Origin of the sequence: Kitasatospora sp. NPDC094028 (assembly GCF_049543595.1) — a bacterium.
Lineage (GTDB): Bacteria > Actinomycetota > Actinomycetes > Streptomycetales > Streptomycetaceae > Kitasatospora.
This window is the reverse complement of the sequence record NZ_JBMVFA010000043.1, coordinates 1-14,699: the sequence shown is the minus strand read 5'-3', so window position 1 is coordinate 14,699 and position 14,699 is coordinate 1. Positions and strand designations below refer to the sequence as shown.

16 protein-coding genes and 1 pseudogene are annotated in these 14,699 nt (G+C 71.4%); 14 read left to right on the top strand and 3 right to left on the bottom strand.

What is annotated here, in order from left to right; all coding sequences use genetic code 11:
• Positions 1 to 242: 242 nt before the first annotated feature.
• The 6 genes and pseudogenes from ACPC54_RS37280 to ACPC54_RS37255 all read left to right on the top strand — a co-directional run.
• A complete protein-coding gene (locus ACPC54_RS37280; RefSeq protein ID WP_498971327.1) occupies positions 243 to 521 on the top strand; it encodes a hypothetical protein in 279 nt (92 codons plus the stop codon).
• Positions 522 to 688: 167 nt separating this feature from the next.
• Complete coding sequence (locus ACPC54_RS37275) at positions 689 to 1,873, top strand: helix-turn-helix domain-containing protein (protein WP_498971325.1); 1,185 nt, start codon at positions 689 to 691, stop codon at positions 1,871 to 1,873.
• Positions 1,874 to 1,946: 73 nt separating this feature from the next.
• Positions 1,947 to 2,384 carry an RNA polymerase sigma factor sigma-70 region 4 domain-containing protein gene (locus tag ACPC54_RS37270; protein ID WP_498971323.1) on the top strand — a complete coding sequence of 146 codons (438 nt, stop codon included), beginning with the start codon at positions 1,947 to 1,949 and terminating at the stop codon, positions 2,382 to 2,384.
• Positions 2,385 to 2,459: 75 nt separating this feature from the next.
• The gene (locus tag ACPC54_RS37265; protein WP_498971321.1) at positions 2,460 to 2,954 is read left to right on the top strand and encodes a hypothetical protein; all 495 of its coding nucleotides are present in this window, start codon (positions 2,460 to 2,462) and stop codon (positions 2,952 to 2,954) included.
• A gap of 57 nt (positions 2,955 to 3,011) precedes the next feature.
• On the top strand, positions 3,012 to 3,608 hold the full coding sequence (locus ACPC54_RS37260; RefSeq protein WP_498971320.1) for a hypothetical protein: 597 nt from the start codon (positions 3,012 to 3,014) through the stop codon (positions 3,606 to 3,608).
• 15 nt (positions 3,609 to 3,623) lie between these two features.
• Positions 3,624 to 3,890 (top strand): annotated as a pseudogene (locus ACPC54_RS37255) (ImuA'/RecA-like NTPase); the annotation flags it as partial.
• A 38-nt stretch (positions 3,891 to 3,928) separates the two neighbouring features.
• Here ACPC54_RS37255 and ACPC54_RS37250 read toward each other — a convergent pair.
• Both ACPC54_RS37250 and ACPC54_RS37245 read right to left on the bottom strand, forming a co-directional pair.
• Positions 3,929 to 5,170, bottom strand: coding sequence for a zinc-ribbon domain-containing protein (locus tag ACPC54_RS37250; protein WP_498971318.1), 1,242 nt, complete (start codon positions 5,168 to 5,170; stop codon positions 3,929 to 3,931).
• Between the two features lie 146 nt (positions 5,171 to 5,316).
• The gene (locus ACPC54_RS37245) at positions 5,317 to 5,910 is read right to left on the bottom strand and encodes a zinc finger domain-containing protein (protein ID WP_498971316.1); all 594 of its coding nucleotides are present in this window, start codon (positions 5,908 to 5,910) and stop codon (positions 5,317 to 5,319) included.
• A gap of 213 nt (positions 5,911 to 6,123) precedes the next feature.
• Between ACPC54_RS37245 and ACPC54_RS37240 the strand changes: the two genes are divergently transcribed.
• From ACPC54_RS37240 to ACPC54_RS37220, 5 genes are all read left to right on the top strand, one after another.
• Positions 6,124 to 6,621, top strand: a complete 498-nt coding sequence (locus ACPC54_RS37240; protein WP_498971314.1) for an endonuclease domain-containing protein — start codon at positions 6,124 to 6,126, stop codon at positions 6,619 to 6,621.
• Positions 6,618 to 7,046, top strand: coding sequence for a hypothetical protein (locus ACPC54_RS37235; RefSeq protein WP_498971312.1), 429 nt, complete (start codon positions 6,618 to 6,620; stop codon positions 7,044 to 7,046). Before ACPC54_RS37240 ends, ACPC54_RS37235 begins: the two co-directional genes overlap by 4 nt.
• 96 nt (positions 7,047 to 7,142) lie before the next feature.
• Positions 7,143 to 9,401 (top strand): telomere-associated protein Tap, encoded by a 2,259-nt coding sequence (gene tap / locus ACPC54_RS37230; protein WP_498971311.1) that lies wholly within the window; start codon positions 7,143 to 7,145, stop codon positions 9,399 to 9,401.
• Positions 9,402 to 9,410: 9 nt separating this feature from the next.
• Positions 9,411 to 9,965: a telomere-protecting terminal protein Tpg gene (gene tpg / locus ACPC54_RS37225; protein ID WP_498971309.1), complete on the top strand. Its 555-nt coding sequence runs from the start codon at positions 9,411 to 9,413 to the stop codon at positions 9,963 to 9,965.
• A 103-nt stretch (positions 9,966 to 10,068) separates the two neighbouring features.
• Positions 10,069 to 10,977, top strand: coding sequence for a hypothetical protein (locus ACPC54_RS37220; protein WP_498971307.1), 909 nt, complete (start codon positions 10,069 to 10,071; stop codon positions 10,975 to 10,977).
• 93 nt (positions 10,978 to 11,070) lie between these two features.
• Here the strand turns inward: ACPC54_RS37220 and ACPC54_RS37215 are convergent, their stop codons facing one another.
• Positions 11,071 to 11,538: a helix-turn-helix domain-containing protein gene (locus tag ACPC54_RS37215; RefSeq protein WP_498971305.1), complete on the bottom strand. Its 468-nt coding sequence runs from the start codon at positions 11,536 to 11,538 to the stop codon at positions 11,071 to 11,073.
• A 94-nt stretch (positions 11,539 to 11,632) separates the two neighbouring features.
• Between ACPC54_RS37215 and tpg (ACPC54_RS37210) the strand changes: the two genes are divergently transcribed.
• From tpg (ACPC54_RS37210) to ACPC54_RS37200, 3 genes are all read left to right on the top strand, one after another.
• Positions 11,633 to 12,139 (top strand): telomere-protecting terminal protein Tpg, encoded by a 507-nt coding sequence (gene tpg / locus ACPC54_RS37210; RefSeq protein ID WP_498971303.1) that lies wholly within the window; start codon positions 11,633 to 11,635, stop codon positions 12,137 to 12,139.
• A 214-nt stretch (positions 12,140 to 12,353) separates the two neighbouring features.
• Positions 12,354 to 13,064, top strand: coding sequence for a hypothetical protein (locus tag ACPC54_RS37205; RefSeq protein ID WP_498971301.1), 711 nt, complete (start codon positions 12,354 to 12,356; stop codon positions 13,062 to 13,064).
• On the top strand, positions 13,061 to 13,534 hold the full coding sequence (locus tag ACPC54_RS37200; RefSeq protein WP_498971300.1) for a MarR family transcriptional regulator: 474 nt from the start codon (positions 13,061 to 13,063) through the stop codon (positions 13,532 to 13,534). The genes ACPC54_RS37205 and ACPC54_RS37200 overlap by 4 nt, the downstream gene beginning before the upstream one ends.
• Positions 13,535 to 14,699: the final 1,165 nt, after the last annotated feature.

Here is a 14,699-nt window from a genome sequence, read left to right as displayed (position 1 = left end):
TGACCGGGTCGGTCCGTTTCGGGGCGGATTGCGACCGGACCATAGCGGATTTTTTCCGGATGTTCAGCCAAATTCGCGCACGGGTTAGCCGATATGACGGGGAATCGCATTAATGACCTGCGCGGCTACCACTGTGCGTGTTGTGGCAGCTACTGTCACTGGTCTGCGGGCCCCGGCAGCCGGTCGTCGAAAACTGCATGCCGGGGCGCCGCTTCACCTTCGCCACGTTCAGAGGAGGACTGATGTCCCTACTCCGCAGCAGGTCCGGCAGCACGCAGGCGCCGCCGGACGGTGCATCCGACCGTAACATCCCGCGCTCGGCGGGTCTCCAAACCAGAAGCCGGCGGCTGGCCGTTGACCTGGTGGTGAACGTCCGGGTCACCGGCGCGACCGCGGTCCTCATTGCGCCGCTGCTGTTCGCGCCCGCGCTCGGCGGAGCGTCTCCGGCCATGACCGTGGCCGGGCTCCTGCCCTGGTTGCACGGCTCGTACCTGCGGCTGGGCGCCCGCGCCCGCCTGTGAACGGCCCGGGCCGCCGCCCGGAAGAAGCGCGCGCGGCGGCCCGGCCTGCGCTCCGGCGGGCCCATCACCGGAGTGTTTCCCCCGCACCATCGGCGGGGCCGTCACGGCCCCAGGTGCCCGGCCGCGTCCCGCGAGCGCGGCGCGGCCGGGCGAGGAGATCCACCACGATGAAGTCGAACCCGATGATCACCTGCAGGCGGTGCAAGGCGACGTTCCCGCGCCCCAACAGCCGCGGCCGGACCCCGCAGTACTGCACGGAGGAGTGCCGGAAGGTCGGAATCACCATCAGCCGCAAGGACAAGAGGCTGGGCAAGCTGGCGCTCGCCCGCGACACCGGAGCGGTGGCGGTCTCCCGCTCCGTCGCCGAGCGCGGCGTGGAAATCGACCGCCTGACGCGGATGCGGCAGCCGCTGCGGGTCCTCGAGCAGATCTCGCTGCTTGAGCAGGACCTGGAGGACCTCAAGGCGTACGCGGTCCGGCAGGCCCGCCATCAGAAGAACGGCTGGGAAGCGATCGGCGGCACGCTGCACCTCACCGCGAAGGCGGCGGGGCGCCGCTACACCGAAGAGCACCTCCTCAGCCGACGCCAGGGCCGAAGCCTGCGAGCGCGGACCCAGCAACCGGCTTTCCGCCTCGCGGTCGAGGCCGGCCTGACCGCTGCCTTCGCCCACCCGGCGGCCGTCGAGAGCCAGGATCAGGAGGCAGGCGAGGCCGAGGCCGACGGCGGCGCCACCGCCGAGGGCGAAGCGCCACCGGGCCGCACGGCCGAACGCCGGGACACCGCCTGCCTCTCCCGGGCCCTGTCCCACCTCCAGCGCGCCTCCGGTACCACCTTCAGGACGCTCTCGACGGCGACCGGGGTGTCACCGTCGTACGTCAGCCGGGTCCTGTCCGGACACAAGATGCCCTCCTGGCCGGTCGCGAGGGCCATCACCGAACGGTGCGGCGGAAACCCCGCGGACGTGCGCATCCTCTGGGAGACCGCCCAGGGCGCCCGCCCACGCCCCCCGGTGATCCGCCGCAACGACGCCGACCTGATCGCCGAAGCCCTGGCCACGCTGCGCTCCGCCATGCGCGGCCTGCACCTGGCCGCCTTCAGCCCGCCGCCCACCCTGGTGTGCGAGCGCGTGGACGGGCCCCTCACCCCGCGGGAGGTCACCGGCCTCCTGGACGACCACGCCACTGCGGCCTCCCTGCCCGACTGGCCCGTCATCCGCGGCGTCGTCGGCGCCCTCAACGCCGACGCCGACATGGTGCGCCCGCTGTGGGAGCACGTCCAGGTCGCCCAGGACCCGTACTGGACTCCGGAGCACGGGCCCTCCCGCTCGACCGTGCCGGCGGTCTTCGGCTGAACCCCGCCGGGCCGGCCGCCCAGCGGCGGCCGGCCCGGCCCTGGCAACCACCCCGCACCAGGAGGGAGAGAACATGCCCACCACACCCCCAGACTTCGCCCCCGAGACCGTCTCCCCCGCCGGCCCGCCCCACCACCACACCCTCGGCCCGCACGCCCTCTTCGACCTCCACCACCACCGCTACCACGCCTACGCCGACCTCCTCCTCGCCCCCGACGACGCTCACCTCGCACTGCGCGCCACCCGCGGCTACCTCGAGGATGAATGGGCACAGGCTGCCCGCGCCAACCCGGCCGCGTTCGCCTGGCAGGCACTGCGCCACCGGGTGTGCCTGCTCGCTGGCCCCGGCCCGCTCAGGCCGCTCGTCCACCTCGGGCCCCGCCAGCAGGACATCGTGCTGCTGCACCACGCCCTCGCCATGCGGGCGCAGGAGATCGCAGCGGTGATGGGCACCGAGGCCGCCGCCGTGCACGCCGAGATCCTCGCGCTCGCGCACCCCCGCCACAGCTGAGAAGCCAGCCGTCGCCACCCGGGCCAGGTGCGGGCCGCCAGGTTCCCGCGAGGGTGGTGGGTCGTTGAAGCGGTTGTGAATGACGAGAGGGATGACGGCCGGGCCGGGGCTCCGGTGGTGTGGGCGTTGGCGGTGCGCGAGGCGGCGCAGGGGCCCCCGTTCGCGGAGATGATCGTGGAGGTCGGGGAGGACCTCTACACCGATCTGGTGGAGGCCGCGGCCGAGAGTGGCTTCACGCTCGCGGCGGGGCAGCCCCCGGACACCAGCGGCGTCATCGAGGTGGGTGGCGGCCAGGTGCGGCGCCTGGTGCTGGTCGGCGGGCGCCAGGTGTGGGAGCCGGACACGCGCGTCGAGACGTCGCCTGGCTGGACGGCGGCTGCCCGGGGCCGGGCCGTCGCCGTGGTGATCGTCGTGCCGCCGGGCACCTGGCCGCCCGGCCTGATCGAGCTGGAGCCCGCGGCGCGTCTCGCCCTGTTCGCCCGGCGCCTCGAACAGGGCATCGCGGCCGGCGAGGTGCTGCACGGGATGGCATCGGTGCAGTTCGCCCCGCAACCGGAGGAAGACCGGTGATGGGCAGCGCGAACTGCTGACGATTGATCACTCGAACAAATTATCGAACAATGAGGTGTGACCGCCGTACCCGCCACCTCCGCGACCCCGGCGAGCGAGCCGGGTGACGCTCGGCCCGCTCCCCGCGAGCTGATGACCCTGCCCGGGCTGTCCCACGACGTCCGGCGCTGGCGGCTGGTGGAGGTCCGTCTCGGCGGCGCGTGGCGGCCAGCCCTGCTGACCGTGTGGCGGCGCCCGCCCACCAGCACGACCTGGGTCGTCCACGTGCGCTGGGGCCCGGACGGCGGCCCCGGCCAGGCGTGGGCCTGGCTCCTCTACGAAGCGGCGGCGATCCGCCCACTGCCCGAGCCCGCCGAACCCGCCCCGCACCTGCGGCGGGACGCCGTCGTGGTGCCACCGGAGATGGCCGGCCCGCCCGCCGAGGACGACGCGGGCCGCTGCTGGCGCCTGGCCTGGCTGCGCACCGGCGGTCGGTGGCGCTCCGCGGTGGTGACCGAGCAGCGCCGCCCCGGGCCCGACCTGCCGTGGATCGTGCACGCCCGCTGGGGCGAGGGCAGGGACGCGGCCTGGCTGGTCGCGGACGTCGCCGCACTCCTGCCGGTCCCAGCCCTCGGGCACGTGGGGACGGCCGGCGGGGACGGAGGCCCGCGGTGAGCCCGGCGGCCGCGGGTGCCGGGCCGCAGGCCGAGCGCGGCCCGCGGTTGGCCGCCCTGTTGGAGGGGACTTCCCCGCAAGCCCGCTCCCGAGACGACCGCGCCACGTGTCCTGCCGGTGCTGCAGCCGCTCGCCACGCTGCTGCCACACGGCGGGCTCGCCCGGGGAACCGTGGCGGAGGCCCCGGACATCGGCCTGATGCTCGCGCTCGCCGCAGGTCCCGCGACCGCCGACCCGCACGCCTGGGCAGCCGCTGTGGGCCTGCCCGACCTCGGCGTGGAAGCCCTGGAGGGAAGGACCCTGGCTACCGGGTGGGCGTGTTACCCAGCTGCTGCCTGGAGTTCGCGGACCGACGCGCGGAGGTCGATGACGGCGACGCCGTCCGGGGCGTCGATGCCGCCTTTGCCGAAGCGGATCCAGATCGGCACGGCGCCGGCGTCGCGGGCGAAGGCGAGCTTGGCGGCGGAGCCCGGGTTGGGCGCGGAGTCGATCTCCACGACGATGTCGCGGGCGCCGATCTGCCGGATGACGGTGTCCAGGCGGCCGTACCGGGTCGCGCCGGGTGGCACGACCGGCAGGCGGAGTTCCCGGTACGGCTGGGCGGGGATGCCGAACAGCGGGTCACTCAGGCTGCGGCCGAGTTCACCGACCTCCTTGGTGAGGATCCGGGTGATCGCCGCGGTCTCCGGCACGGCCTTCTCTGCCCGCACGGCGGTGAGGGCTTCTTCGGCCCACTCCGTGAGCCAGCCGCGGAACACGCCGGTCACCTCGTCCAACTCGTCCGCGTCCACGGGTCGGGGCTTTCGGCCGGTGAGGTAGTGGAGCCAGCCCTCGGCCCAGTGCGCGTGGTCCAGGATCTTCAGCACGCCGCCGGCGGCGGAGGCCCGTCCGGCCTCCGCCTTGGTCGGCAGGAGCACCGCGGCCTGGACGGTCACGCGCACCAGCACGGCGTTCACCTCACCCTCGCGGTTGTCGAGAGCCGCTTCGGCGCCGAACGCGCCCTGCAGGTGCTTGGCCGCCCAGAACCGCCACTCGGCGACCAGCGGCGGCGGGACCTGGGGCGGTAAGGTCACCTCGTCCAGCAGCTTGGCCGCCTTCGGCGCGGAGGCCTTGGCGACCCTCGCCATCTTGGCCTTGATCCTGGCCTCGTTCTCGGCCCACCACGTGGTGTGACAGCGGAAGCAACGCGGGTGCGCCGCGGCCTTGTGCCGTTCGGCAGCCTCGGCGGTGACCTTCACGGTGCACCCGCAGCCCGGGTAGGTGTACAGGACGCGGGAGTCCGTGCAGTGTCGGCAGGCGGCGACGTCGCCGTTCTTCCACCTGGGCATCATCGCCCGCTGCGCGACCTTCTCCTGCCACTCGTGGCCGGCCGGGCAGCGCCACCAGGCGTCGAAGGAAGACTTCGCCGCGATTGCGTCGGGTGTCAGCGAGCCGTTGCGGTCCGGGTGCCAGGTCGGTACCAGCGCGGGGCGGGCTTCGGCGAGCGACCGGGCGAACGGCCGGCCGACCTTGGTCGCCGAGCCGCGGGAGGCCGGGCCGGTGGAGGCTGCGGGAGTTCTCATGGCCCCACCTTCCGAAAGGCATCCGACACCGTGTCCGCCGTCTGAGGGACACCGCGGTTGCACGGCGGCCGGACTTCACCCGGACAGAGCATCTCGCCACCACCCGCAAGACGACCTTCTGCTCCAGAGCGTGGTCCGAGGTCGGCTCAGCAGCGTTGCCGATGGGGGCGTCGGGCGAGGTGGGCGCGGGCGTCGGCGCGGGGGACTGTGCGGCACAACTGCCCGGTCTGAGCCTGGCAGTGAGGGCAGGGGCGGGTCATCGCGTCGAGGTACTCCTCGGTCTCTTCCCAGTCGAGGTCCCACAGGCGAGCGATGTGGGCGACGCCGGCGATCCGGCGCGTCGACGGGATGCTGCGGCAGGCCCGGCCCGCGCGCGCGTCGCACAGCCAGCAGACCCGGTCGCAGACCGGGCACCCGTCCGCGGTCCGGAGCGCGGCGCAGCACAGGATCTCGTGCTCGCCGGGTCCCAGGGCGGAGGCGTGGAGTTCGGTAGGACCGGGCCTGCTGGAGTCGTCGTCCCACTGCGGCGCTTCGGGGTTGTAGTAGCCGTCCCACGGCGCGCGGACGGCCGGCGCGGGAACGGCCGGCTGGTGGAGGGGGCGTGAGACCGCGGCACCGTCCCGGGCTGCACCGCGTCGTACGGGATGGGCGCTGCTGCGGCCGCCGCACATGACGCCGGGCTGGGCCTTGCACCGGGGGCATCGCACCGCCAGCGTGGGGTCCTGGTCACTCGTCGCCACTCGCTCGTCCTGTCTGAGGCCCTGTGCCGGATTCTCCGCTCGGGTCGGGCCACCGACCGGACGGCACACTCGCCGACACGCTACGTCGCCACCCGGGTACCGCGGGCGGGAACACAGGGACGAGTTCCGGGGCCGCAATCGTCCGGCGGTGCTGTCGGAGGCGGCTGCCACTGTAGTGACGCCATGTCAGGCGTCGATCACCAGGGGTGAGCCATGGAGTACCGCAGGATGTCGCCGGAGGCGAAGGTCGCGTTCCTCGCCGAGCGGCCCAGGTGCGAGCTGTGCGATCTCCCGTCCCAGGAGGTCGACCACGACCACGCCACGGACAAGGTGAGGGGCGCGCTCTGCCGGATGTGTAACTCCCGGCTCGGCTCGCTGGAGGCGGCGCTGCGCCTGCCCGCAGGGATGTTCCAGAGCTTGGCGGGGGATCTGCACCGGGCGCTGTGGCGCAGCGGGGCGGTGGAGCTGGACAGGTACCTGGGACACATCGCCTATCTCGGGCTGACGGTCGGGGAGTACGAGCAGCGGCTGCACGCGGTGCACGAGCAGTTGGTGCTGCCGTATGTGTACTGGGCGCCGGTGACGGAGGAACCGACGATGCGGGGGAGGGCGTGGCTGAAGATCGGGCCGCTGTGCGACGACGCGGAGGCCGAGCGGCACCTGTTGCGGCTGGCGACCCCAGTCGGGCCCCGCATCTGTGGGTCAAGGTGACGCGGGAGCCGGACGACGGCGTCAACTCGCCCTGGCCGCGCACGCTGGCGGTGAACAGCGGCTGGACCGAGGGCGCGCGCGAGCTTCACCAGGAGCTGCGCGGCCCCGTCGACATGAGCCGCCACAAGGCGAAGGACCGCGCCTTCGCCGAGTTGGCGGTGCCCGTGCTGCTGAGCCGACCCCTGACGGCGGAACAGTTCCGAGTCGCGCACTGGCACGAGCGGCTGCCGGCCACGGCAGAGGAACTGCGGGAGCTGTTGCTGCACTACGGCTACAGGCCACGCTGGCTGGACCTGGCGGTGCGGATCGTGCTGGAGGACCTGGCGGGGGATCTGCCGGACGCGGGGTGGGTGGTGCCGAGCCGGGCTCGGTGGCACTGGCGGGTGCTGTTCGCGCACTGGAGGGACCGGCGAGTATCTATCTGAAAACAATATTCAACAAGGGTTAAAGAAAGAGGGCAAAGGAACTAGATAACTGGAATGGCTAATGATGTGTTAGGTTGGTCCTGGAGGTGAGGCTTGATGCCCACGCAGGACGAATTGTTCGCGGCGGTGGACGCGCTGCTGGCCGGGGAGGAGCCGGGGCCGCAGCTGCCGGAGCCGGCCGAGCGGGCGCGCCTTCGGGAGGCCGCCGGGGTCACCCAGGCGCAGTTGGCGAAGGTGCTTCGGTCCACGACGCAGACGGTGAAGAACTACGAGAACGGCCGCTCGACGCCGAAACCGCCGCGCCTGGAGGCGTACGCGCGCCTCCTGGAAGGCTGGGCTGCGAAGTACCCGGCCGCCGAGACCGCCCCGGCCGCCTCGACGGTCGACCAGGTACCGGCGGCCTTCGCCCCGGTGCCCGCCCCGGTCGCGCCGGTGGAGGCCGAGCCGGCGCCCGCCGCCGACGCGGTGGAGGAGCCCGCCGAGGTCGCCCCGCAGGCGCCCGCCGTCCGGGCCGCAGCGGGGCGCCCGGGCAAGCAGCCGCTGCGCCGCGCCGCGCGCCCGGCCCCGTACTTCGACGGCCAGTACCCCAACGGGCCGCTCGTGGTCCTGGACGGCGACGGCGTCGCCTACGGGGTCGGCGGCCTCCTCCTGGAGTGCCCGGCGACCACGCTGGCGCAGCTGGTCACCTGGGCACTGGGCGAGTCCGGCCTGGGCACGGCCCGGTTGCACCGTGCTGGCAAGGACGGCGACCCGCTGATCGTGCTGACCGCTGAGGCCGCCGCCAAGTTCGGGCTGCCGGCCACGCTGGACGACGACCCGGCGACCCGCCGCTCCCAGCGGCTGCCGGAGGACCACAAGGCGGTCAAGGCGCTGGCCCGCTCGAAGTGGCAGTTGACGAGGCGCGGGTTCGGGCCGTGGGCGCGGATCTACCGGCCGGTCAAGGACGGCCGGCGCCAGTGCGTGCAGCTCGCGATCCTGCCCTGGCGCGCCCTGGACACCCGGGCCTGGGGCAACGCCGCCGACCTGCCGGCGCCGGACCTGGCCCGCGTGCTCGGCGTCTACGCCCAGCGCGTCATCACCCCCCGCGGCTCGACCGCGACCTGCGGCCTGGAGCTGATGACCGCGCTGCGGCCGCCGACCCGGGCGGTGCGCGACGAGGCGACGGGTGGGTGGGTGTCGGGGCCGATGCCGGGCGCGCTGACCGAGGTGGTCGAGGCGGCGCCGCCGGAGGTTCCGCCGGAGCACCCGGCCGCGCAGGAGTGGACCGGCGGGTTCCTGGACGAGGAGTCGTACCAGTGGATCCGCCCGGTGGAGACCCTCTCCGAGGCGGAGATGATCGAGCCGTTCGCGGTGGGCATCGACATCAACACCGCCTACCTCGCGGCGGCCTCCCGCCTGAGCGTCGGCCTGTCCGGCCCGATCCACGTGACCAACCCGGTGTTCGACAAGAAGAAGCCCGGCTCCTGGTTCGTCGACCTGTCCCACATCCCGACCGACCCGCGCCTGCCCTCCCCGTTCACCCCCACCGGCAAGCCGCCGACGGGACCGGCCTGGTACGCCACCCCCACCGTCGCCTACGCCCAGGAGCTCGGCCACGACGTCCAGCCGATCGAGGCCTACCTGCGCGAGAAGGCTGGCGCCTACCTGGACCCCTGGCACGACCGCCTGCGCGAGGCCTACGTGACCACCATGGCCGAGGCCGGCATCCCCGTCGACAAGGACACCGACGAGCGCGCCTTCCTCGCCGCGATGACCGCCCACCGCCTCCTCAAGAGCGCCAGCGCCGACCTGGACGCGCTGCGCACCGCACTCACAGACGAGGGCCTCGGGCACCTGGCGGCGATGGGAGACGACCAGCTGCACGCGGCCATCTGGCGCCACCACCAGATCGCCATGGTGCTCTCCGCGGTGAAGTCGACGGTGAAGTTCGGGCTGGGCAAGCTGCGCGAGCGCCCCCAGGGCGTCACCTACAAAAAGGGTGACCCGTGGCCGGCGCTGGAGCGGGAGACCTGGCGCCCGGACATCCGGGCCGCGGTCATCGCCAAGGCGCGGGTGAACATGCACCGCAAGATGGCCAACGTGGCGAAGGCGAACGGCCGCTACCCGCTAGGCGTCAATAACGACTGCGTCGTCTACGCCTCCCCGGGCGCCTCGCCGCTGGACTTCCTGCCGCTGACCGGCTCCGGCAAGGGCGTGCTGCCCGGAACGTTCCGACTCGGTGCGACGCCGGGGCTGGCGAAGGTCGAGGGCGTGCAGCAGATGCTGACCGTCGTCGACTGGCTCGAGCGCGACCAGCCCGTCAACCCGGCCCGCCACATCAAGGGCTACGACGCCAACGACGTCGACGGGAAGTAGGAGAGACCCGTGGAGGAGATCACCGACGCCATCGACCGAGCCGCACCTGAGCACTTCACCCAGACCCTGCCGAAGTCCGCGCAGGCCCAGATGCGGGCCCTGGTCAAGGCCGCCAAGGGCGACAAGAAAGCCGTCGCGGACCGCCTGGGCGTCGACCCGAACACCGTGCGCCGCTACCTCAAGGGCGAGCGCAAGCACCCGCGCGCCGCGCTGCGCGAAGCCCTGCTCCGCGAGCTGCAGCGGGTATGGCAGCCCGGCATCCGCCGCCAGGCCCGCAAGAAGGCCGCCACCACCGGCGGCATCACCGTCGAGGTCTGGGCCTACTTCGGCTACACCGCCCCGGTCGGCACCACCGACGAGGCCCGGCTGCGGCACCTGACCGTCCACCTCCCCCCGGAGTACGCCGACCGCCTCTTCACCGCTCAGGACCAGGGAGCCAGCGACCAACAGATGCGCGACATCATGGCCGAGGGATTCCAGGATGTGTATTTCAAGGACGGCGGAAGAGCCCAAGGACTCGAAGTCGAATTCACCGGAATCCAGGCAATCGACGTGCAGTACTAGCAGGAATTCAGATTCCATGAACGGAGCCCTCCACAACCGTGGAGGGCTCCGCTACCGTGCCTTCAGTGCCCCCAACCATCTCCCGGGGCGCTCGGAGGCTTGAATGACCAACCCGGCACCGCCGACGACCACCGCCCTCACGGCCACTCACATCGAGCGTTGGGCAGCACCGTTCGGCGACCTCGTAGACACCCTCAGCCGACGCGTGGTTGGCCACATGCGACCCAGCTGGCAGTCACCCGCATCCTGCGAGATAGCCCAGACCTCCACACTGCTTCGCAGCGACGGCACCCCCTGGGGCGTGAACCCCGCCAGCACCACGCTCGCGGTGACCGAACTCCTGCTGCGCGCCGCACTCGAGCACGCCGATGCCGTCCGCACCCTGCTGCTGCTGCGTCCACGATCCGTGATGTCCATCGAGACTCTGGTGCGCAACGCGCTGGAGGCCGCCGCGCAGGCCTGGTGGCTCCTTGAACCGGGCATCGGGAGCCGGCAGCGCGTCGTTCGCCGGCTGCTCCTGCAGCGGCAAACCGCCAACGCCCTCGAGAAGTCCGCAGCGAAGATGGGCTACGCCGTCAGCTCGGACTACGGCAAGACCGTCGCGGACACAGATCAGGACCGAGCCGAGCTCATGGTCAAGGACGACTTCAGCACCAACGGGAACTGGGTTGGCGCCGAGGGCCAGAGGCCACTGGGCTACACCGAGCGAGTCGCGAGGTTCATGGAACAGACCGGACAGACTCCCCGGAACGGTCCCTATGCCTTCGTCTCCGGCACCGCGCACGCGGAACTCTGGCGCATCTACTACTCCTACACCTGGGAGAAGGACTCCGCTGGAGCCGACATCATGATGCCGCACGCCCCTGCCGAGTTCGTCCGGTTCGCCGTCTCCGTCTGCACGGACGCGGTCGCTCAACCCGCCATCCGGGCCTTCCAGTGGCTCGACCAGGGGGCGGCGCTTGCGGAGATCAGCCGACTGCGCGACCCGATCCGGGCAGCGATGAAGCCCTAGGACCGGCACAGTCGGCCCGATCGGCGTGCTGCGTCTCGCTCTCGGGACTCACCCGATCGTGGGACCGCGGGCGGTGCCGTCTCTGCCTGGTCCCTATGAGCGGCCGCCAGCGATCTGTCGCGTCCGGGCGAGGAGCCGGCCGGTGATGCCGGGGATGTCGTAGTAGAGCGTCGAGCGCGAGACCTTGAGCTCCCGTGCCACCGAGGCGATGGTCCGGTCAGGATCGGCGAGCAGTTCCTTCGCCCGCTCGATCTGCTCGGCCGTCATCTTCGTCAGGCGCCGCAGCGCCACGGGGCGGCCCTGCTCGTCGCGCTCGATCAGCTCGTTGCGCCGTCCCGTCAGTTGCTCCTGGGCCACCGCGTCCGCGAGGTCGCGGTCGACCCGCTGCCCCTGCCGCGCGGTCTCCGCCCAGAAGGCATGGAAGGCGTCGAAGGCGGCCTCCAGCTCGGCGAGACCGACCTCCTGCTCCACTCCGTCGACCGTGACGAAGCGGTAGCCGTCCTGCGCGGTGGCCAGCCGCTTCATCACGGCGACGGCCTGGTCGAACACGGCGTTGTCCATGCGTGGCCCAACCCGGCCCCGCGGGCCTTCGTCACGGCCTCTCGCTCGTACGGACCACCCGCCCGTCCCGCCGCCGGCCGGGCGCATGGTCGCGGTGCTGGGCAGGACCCGGCCGCCGGCGACGTGGATGCGGGCGGCCCTGGAGACGGGCGGCACCAAGGCCCTGGCGGCCCGCCTGGGCGTCTCCCAGCGCACCGTGCAGCGCTACCGAGCCGGAACCGTCACCAAGCCGCGTACGGCCGCCAGGGAGGCCTTGCAGGACGAGACCTGCGAGCACTGGCAGGAAGACGTGCGCGCCCAGGTCCGCGAACACGCGGCCAACAGCGGCGGGCTGACGATCGAGACCCGGGCCCGGTTCGGGTTCGACGCCGGAGCCGGCACCTCCGACGACCCACGCAGGCGCCAGATCACCCAGCATGTCTCCCCGGCCCACGCGGCCGCCATCATCGCGGCCCGCGAGGCCGGCGCCGACGAGGAACAGCTGACCGACCTGGTCGCTGAGGCCCTCGCCGACGCCTACTTCCACACCAGCGGCCCCGGCGCCATCGACCTGCGGGTGGCCATGAGCGACATCGAGTACATCGATTTCGCCTTCCACTGACCAGCTCCACCATCACCCCGTCCTGAGCTGACGAAGCAGCAGAGCAAGACGCCAGTCCCACCGAGGCAGTTGGCTACCGCTCGATGCGGGCCGGGAAGAGATATGTCCCTCCTAGGGGGACACAACACGCGGAAAACGTCGGCACCGCCGACATATCTGTCAGCCAGGCTGACATACTGCTGATCCGAGCGATCACTGAGGATAGGAGCACCACGTGGCCCTCGAGCCCGAGGAGAGCCGTCCGGCCGGCGCCAAGCGCGCTCCGAGGTCGGAGCCGCCAGTCGACGACGCGATCCTGGCGTGGGCCCGGCCGCTGTCCCCCGTGCGGGACCTGGACGACGTCGCCCGGCGCTACCCGAGCCGGAAGCTGACCCTGGAGGGCGAACGGGCCCCGGTCGAGTTCTACGGCACCCCAGACCGGCCCAACGCGTTCTCCATGGACAGCCTGGAGTTCTTCTTCCTGATCGCCCAGTACTTCCGCGAGGCACTGCCGCTGCGCCTGATCCTGCTGCTGATCGCCTGCCAGCGGGCCGGCGGCCGCATCGTCCTCACCCAGGACGAGATGGCCACCGTGCTCGACGTCTCCCGCACCAAGGCCTCCGAAGCCCTGCAAGAGGTCATGAGCCACGGCATCGTCTTCAAGGTCAAGCGCGGCTGCTACCAGTTCAACCCGCCCTTCTCCTACCGCGCCGCGGAGTACATCCCCGGCCTGGAGACCGCCGGCCGCAAGCCCGAGTACATTCGCGTCGAGCAGCATGACACCATCGCCAAGATCCGAAAGGACGCCACCCTGCCGGAACTGGTCCGCTACCCGTCCCTGGAGCACATGCGCAAGGCCATCGACGAGCTGCGCCAGGAGCGGTCCCGGCAGCGGGCCCAACGCCGCCGCGAGCGCACCGCACGAGAGGAAGGAACCGAGCAGTGAGCCAGCTGCGATTCGCCGCAGTCAACGCCGACGGCCTCCTGGCCGACCTCGACCTCCCGCCAGCCGCCTACCGCGCGCTCCTCAAGCTCCGCGCCCTGAGCGAACCCGGCGGCCGGATCACCATCGACCAGGCGGCAGTCGGCGAGATGCTCGGCCTCAGCCGCCCCAGCGCCAACGCCGCACTGCGCACCCTGGAGCTCGCCAAGCTCGTCAGGAAGATCCGCAACGGCGTCTACCAGATCAACGCCATGTTGGCCGGCTACAACTCCCCGCAGGACGCCGTCCTGGCGGTCAGCGAGATGCCCCAAGCCGACCGCCTTGACGCTCCCGGCTTCATCGCCGCCTACCAAGACGCGGTCGCCGCCTACCAAGACCAGCTCGCCGAGCAGCGCAAGAAGCGCGCCACCCAGGCCGCCGCGAAGAAGGCCGCCGCAGCTAAGCGCCGAGGCACCCTCCACGCCGTCAGCTAACCCCGCCTCACCCCACGCCTCCCGCTCCAGCACCAACGGAACGGGAGGCGTTTCCGTGCTCGAAGGACAGCCCGGGCAATCCGCAGCACCCGGACATTCACCTGAGTAACTCTCAACAAATGTCAGCCACGCTGACATTCCTATCGCTTTGGTGTCAGCCACACTGACATTCTGGCCACCTTATGCACCCTCAGGAGAGACACAACCAACGCGATCTGTCCCCCCAGCCGGGACAGATCGTCAGACCCATCAAGCCTCTGACCTGCGGCGATGCCAGCTCTCTCCTTATCTAGATCGCGGCTGGCGTTATCGCGGGGCACTAGGCCGTCGCACAGCATCGGCCTACGGCCGATCCGGCAGTGCCGCGCTCGCTTCGCTGCGCCTGGCCGGACTGCGGGAGGAATGCCCTGCCGCCGGGTGTGCCTGGCTTCCAGCTGTGCGGAAGCCCCGGCAGGGGCTCCGGACCCCGCCCCGCAGGATCGGCACGACGGGCTCGCCACCGTCCACGAGCTGCGCGATGCGAGGGGGCCAGGTGTACCCGGCGCCGCTTTTCGACGGTTGCCCTGCCTGAATATTCCGCCATTTCATCCGCCATTTCTATATCTGATCCTCCTGCCACTCAAAAGAATTCGCTGACTGGGATATGAGGGGCGAGTCACTGCGCCCTCGGGTGGTGGCATTCAATCTCTGAACTTACACAGTGCATCACTGTGATACATCGGGATTGACGGTTGACTCACACTCCCGAGTGATGCGGGCGATATTAGGCATGGGCCGGCCACTCCTGGTGGCATGCTTCTCCCGTATCGACAGTTTCCGTGGTTGGGGTGACGAGCGGTCAGGGTGGGCGGAGCGAAGCGGAGTCCACTGGGCTCAACAGGAGGTGCTGGCCCTGACCGGAAGTGAGGTCACGGGAAGTGAACTGCCGAGGATACCTTGGGATTCCTGAGCCTACACAGTGCCACACATGATGCACCCACCCCTTCCAGTCCGCCATCGGATTCCCGCTTGCGGGAATCCCGGAAACCCCGCGAAGCGGGTTTTCCGATCGCTTTAGAATTCCGCTTGCGGAATTCAATTCCCGCGCTTGCGCGGGAATTCCGCCGGAGCGAAGCGAAGGCGTTCGCTGCCCGGCGGCTTGCCGCCGGGATACCCGCTCCGCGGG

Excerpts from the sequence above, each read along its gene's own strand:
- ACPC54_RS37280 (WP_498971327.1), top strand. The coding sequence starts at position 243 with ATGTCCCTACTCCGCAGCAGGTCCGGCAGCACGCAGGCGCCGCCGGAC.
- ACPC54_RS37275 (WP_498971325.1), top strand. The coding sequence starts at position 689 with ATGAAGTCGAACCCGATGATCACCTGCAGGCGGTGCAAGGCGACGTTC.
- ACPC54_RS37270 (WP_498971323.1), top strand. The coding sequence starts at position 1,947 with ATGCCCACCACACCCCCAGACTTCGCCCCCGAGACCGTCTCCCCCGCC.
- ACPC54_RS37250 (WP_498971318.1), bottom strand. The coding sequence starts at position 5,170 with ATGAGAACTCCCGCAGCCTCCACCGGCCCGGCCTCCCGCGGCTCGGCG.
- ACPC54_RS37240 (WP_498971314.1), top strand. The coding sequence starts at position 6,124 with ATGGAGTACCGCAGGATGTCGCCGGAGGCGAAGGTCGCGTTCCTCGCC.
- tap (WP_498971311.1), top strand. The coding sequence starts at position 7,143 with ATGCCCACGCAGGACGAATTGTTCGCGGCGGTGGACGCGCTGCTGGCC.
- ACPC54_RS37220 (WP_498971307.1), top strand. The coding sequence starts at position 10,069 with ATGACCAACCCGGCACCGCCGACGACCACCGCCCTCACGGCCACTCAC.
- ACPC54_RS37215 (WP_498971305.1), bottom strand. The coding sequence starts at position 11,538 with ATGGACAACGCCGTGTTCGACCAGGCCGTCGCCGTGATGAAGCGGCTG.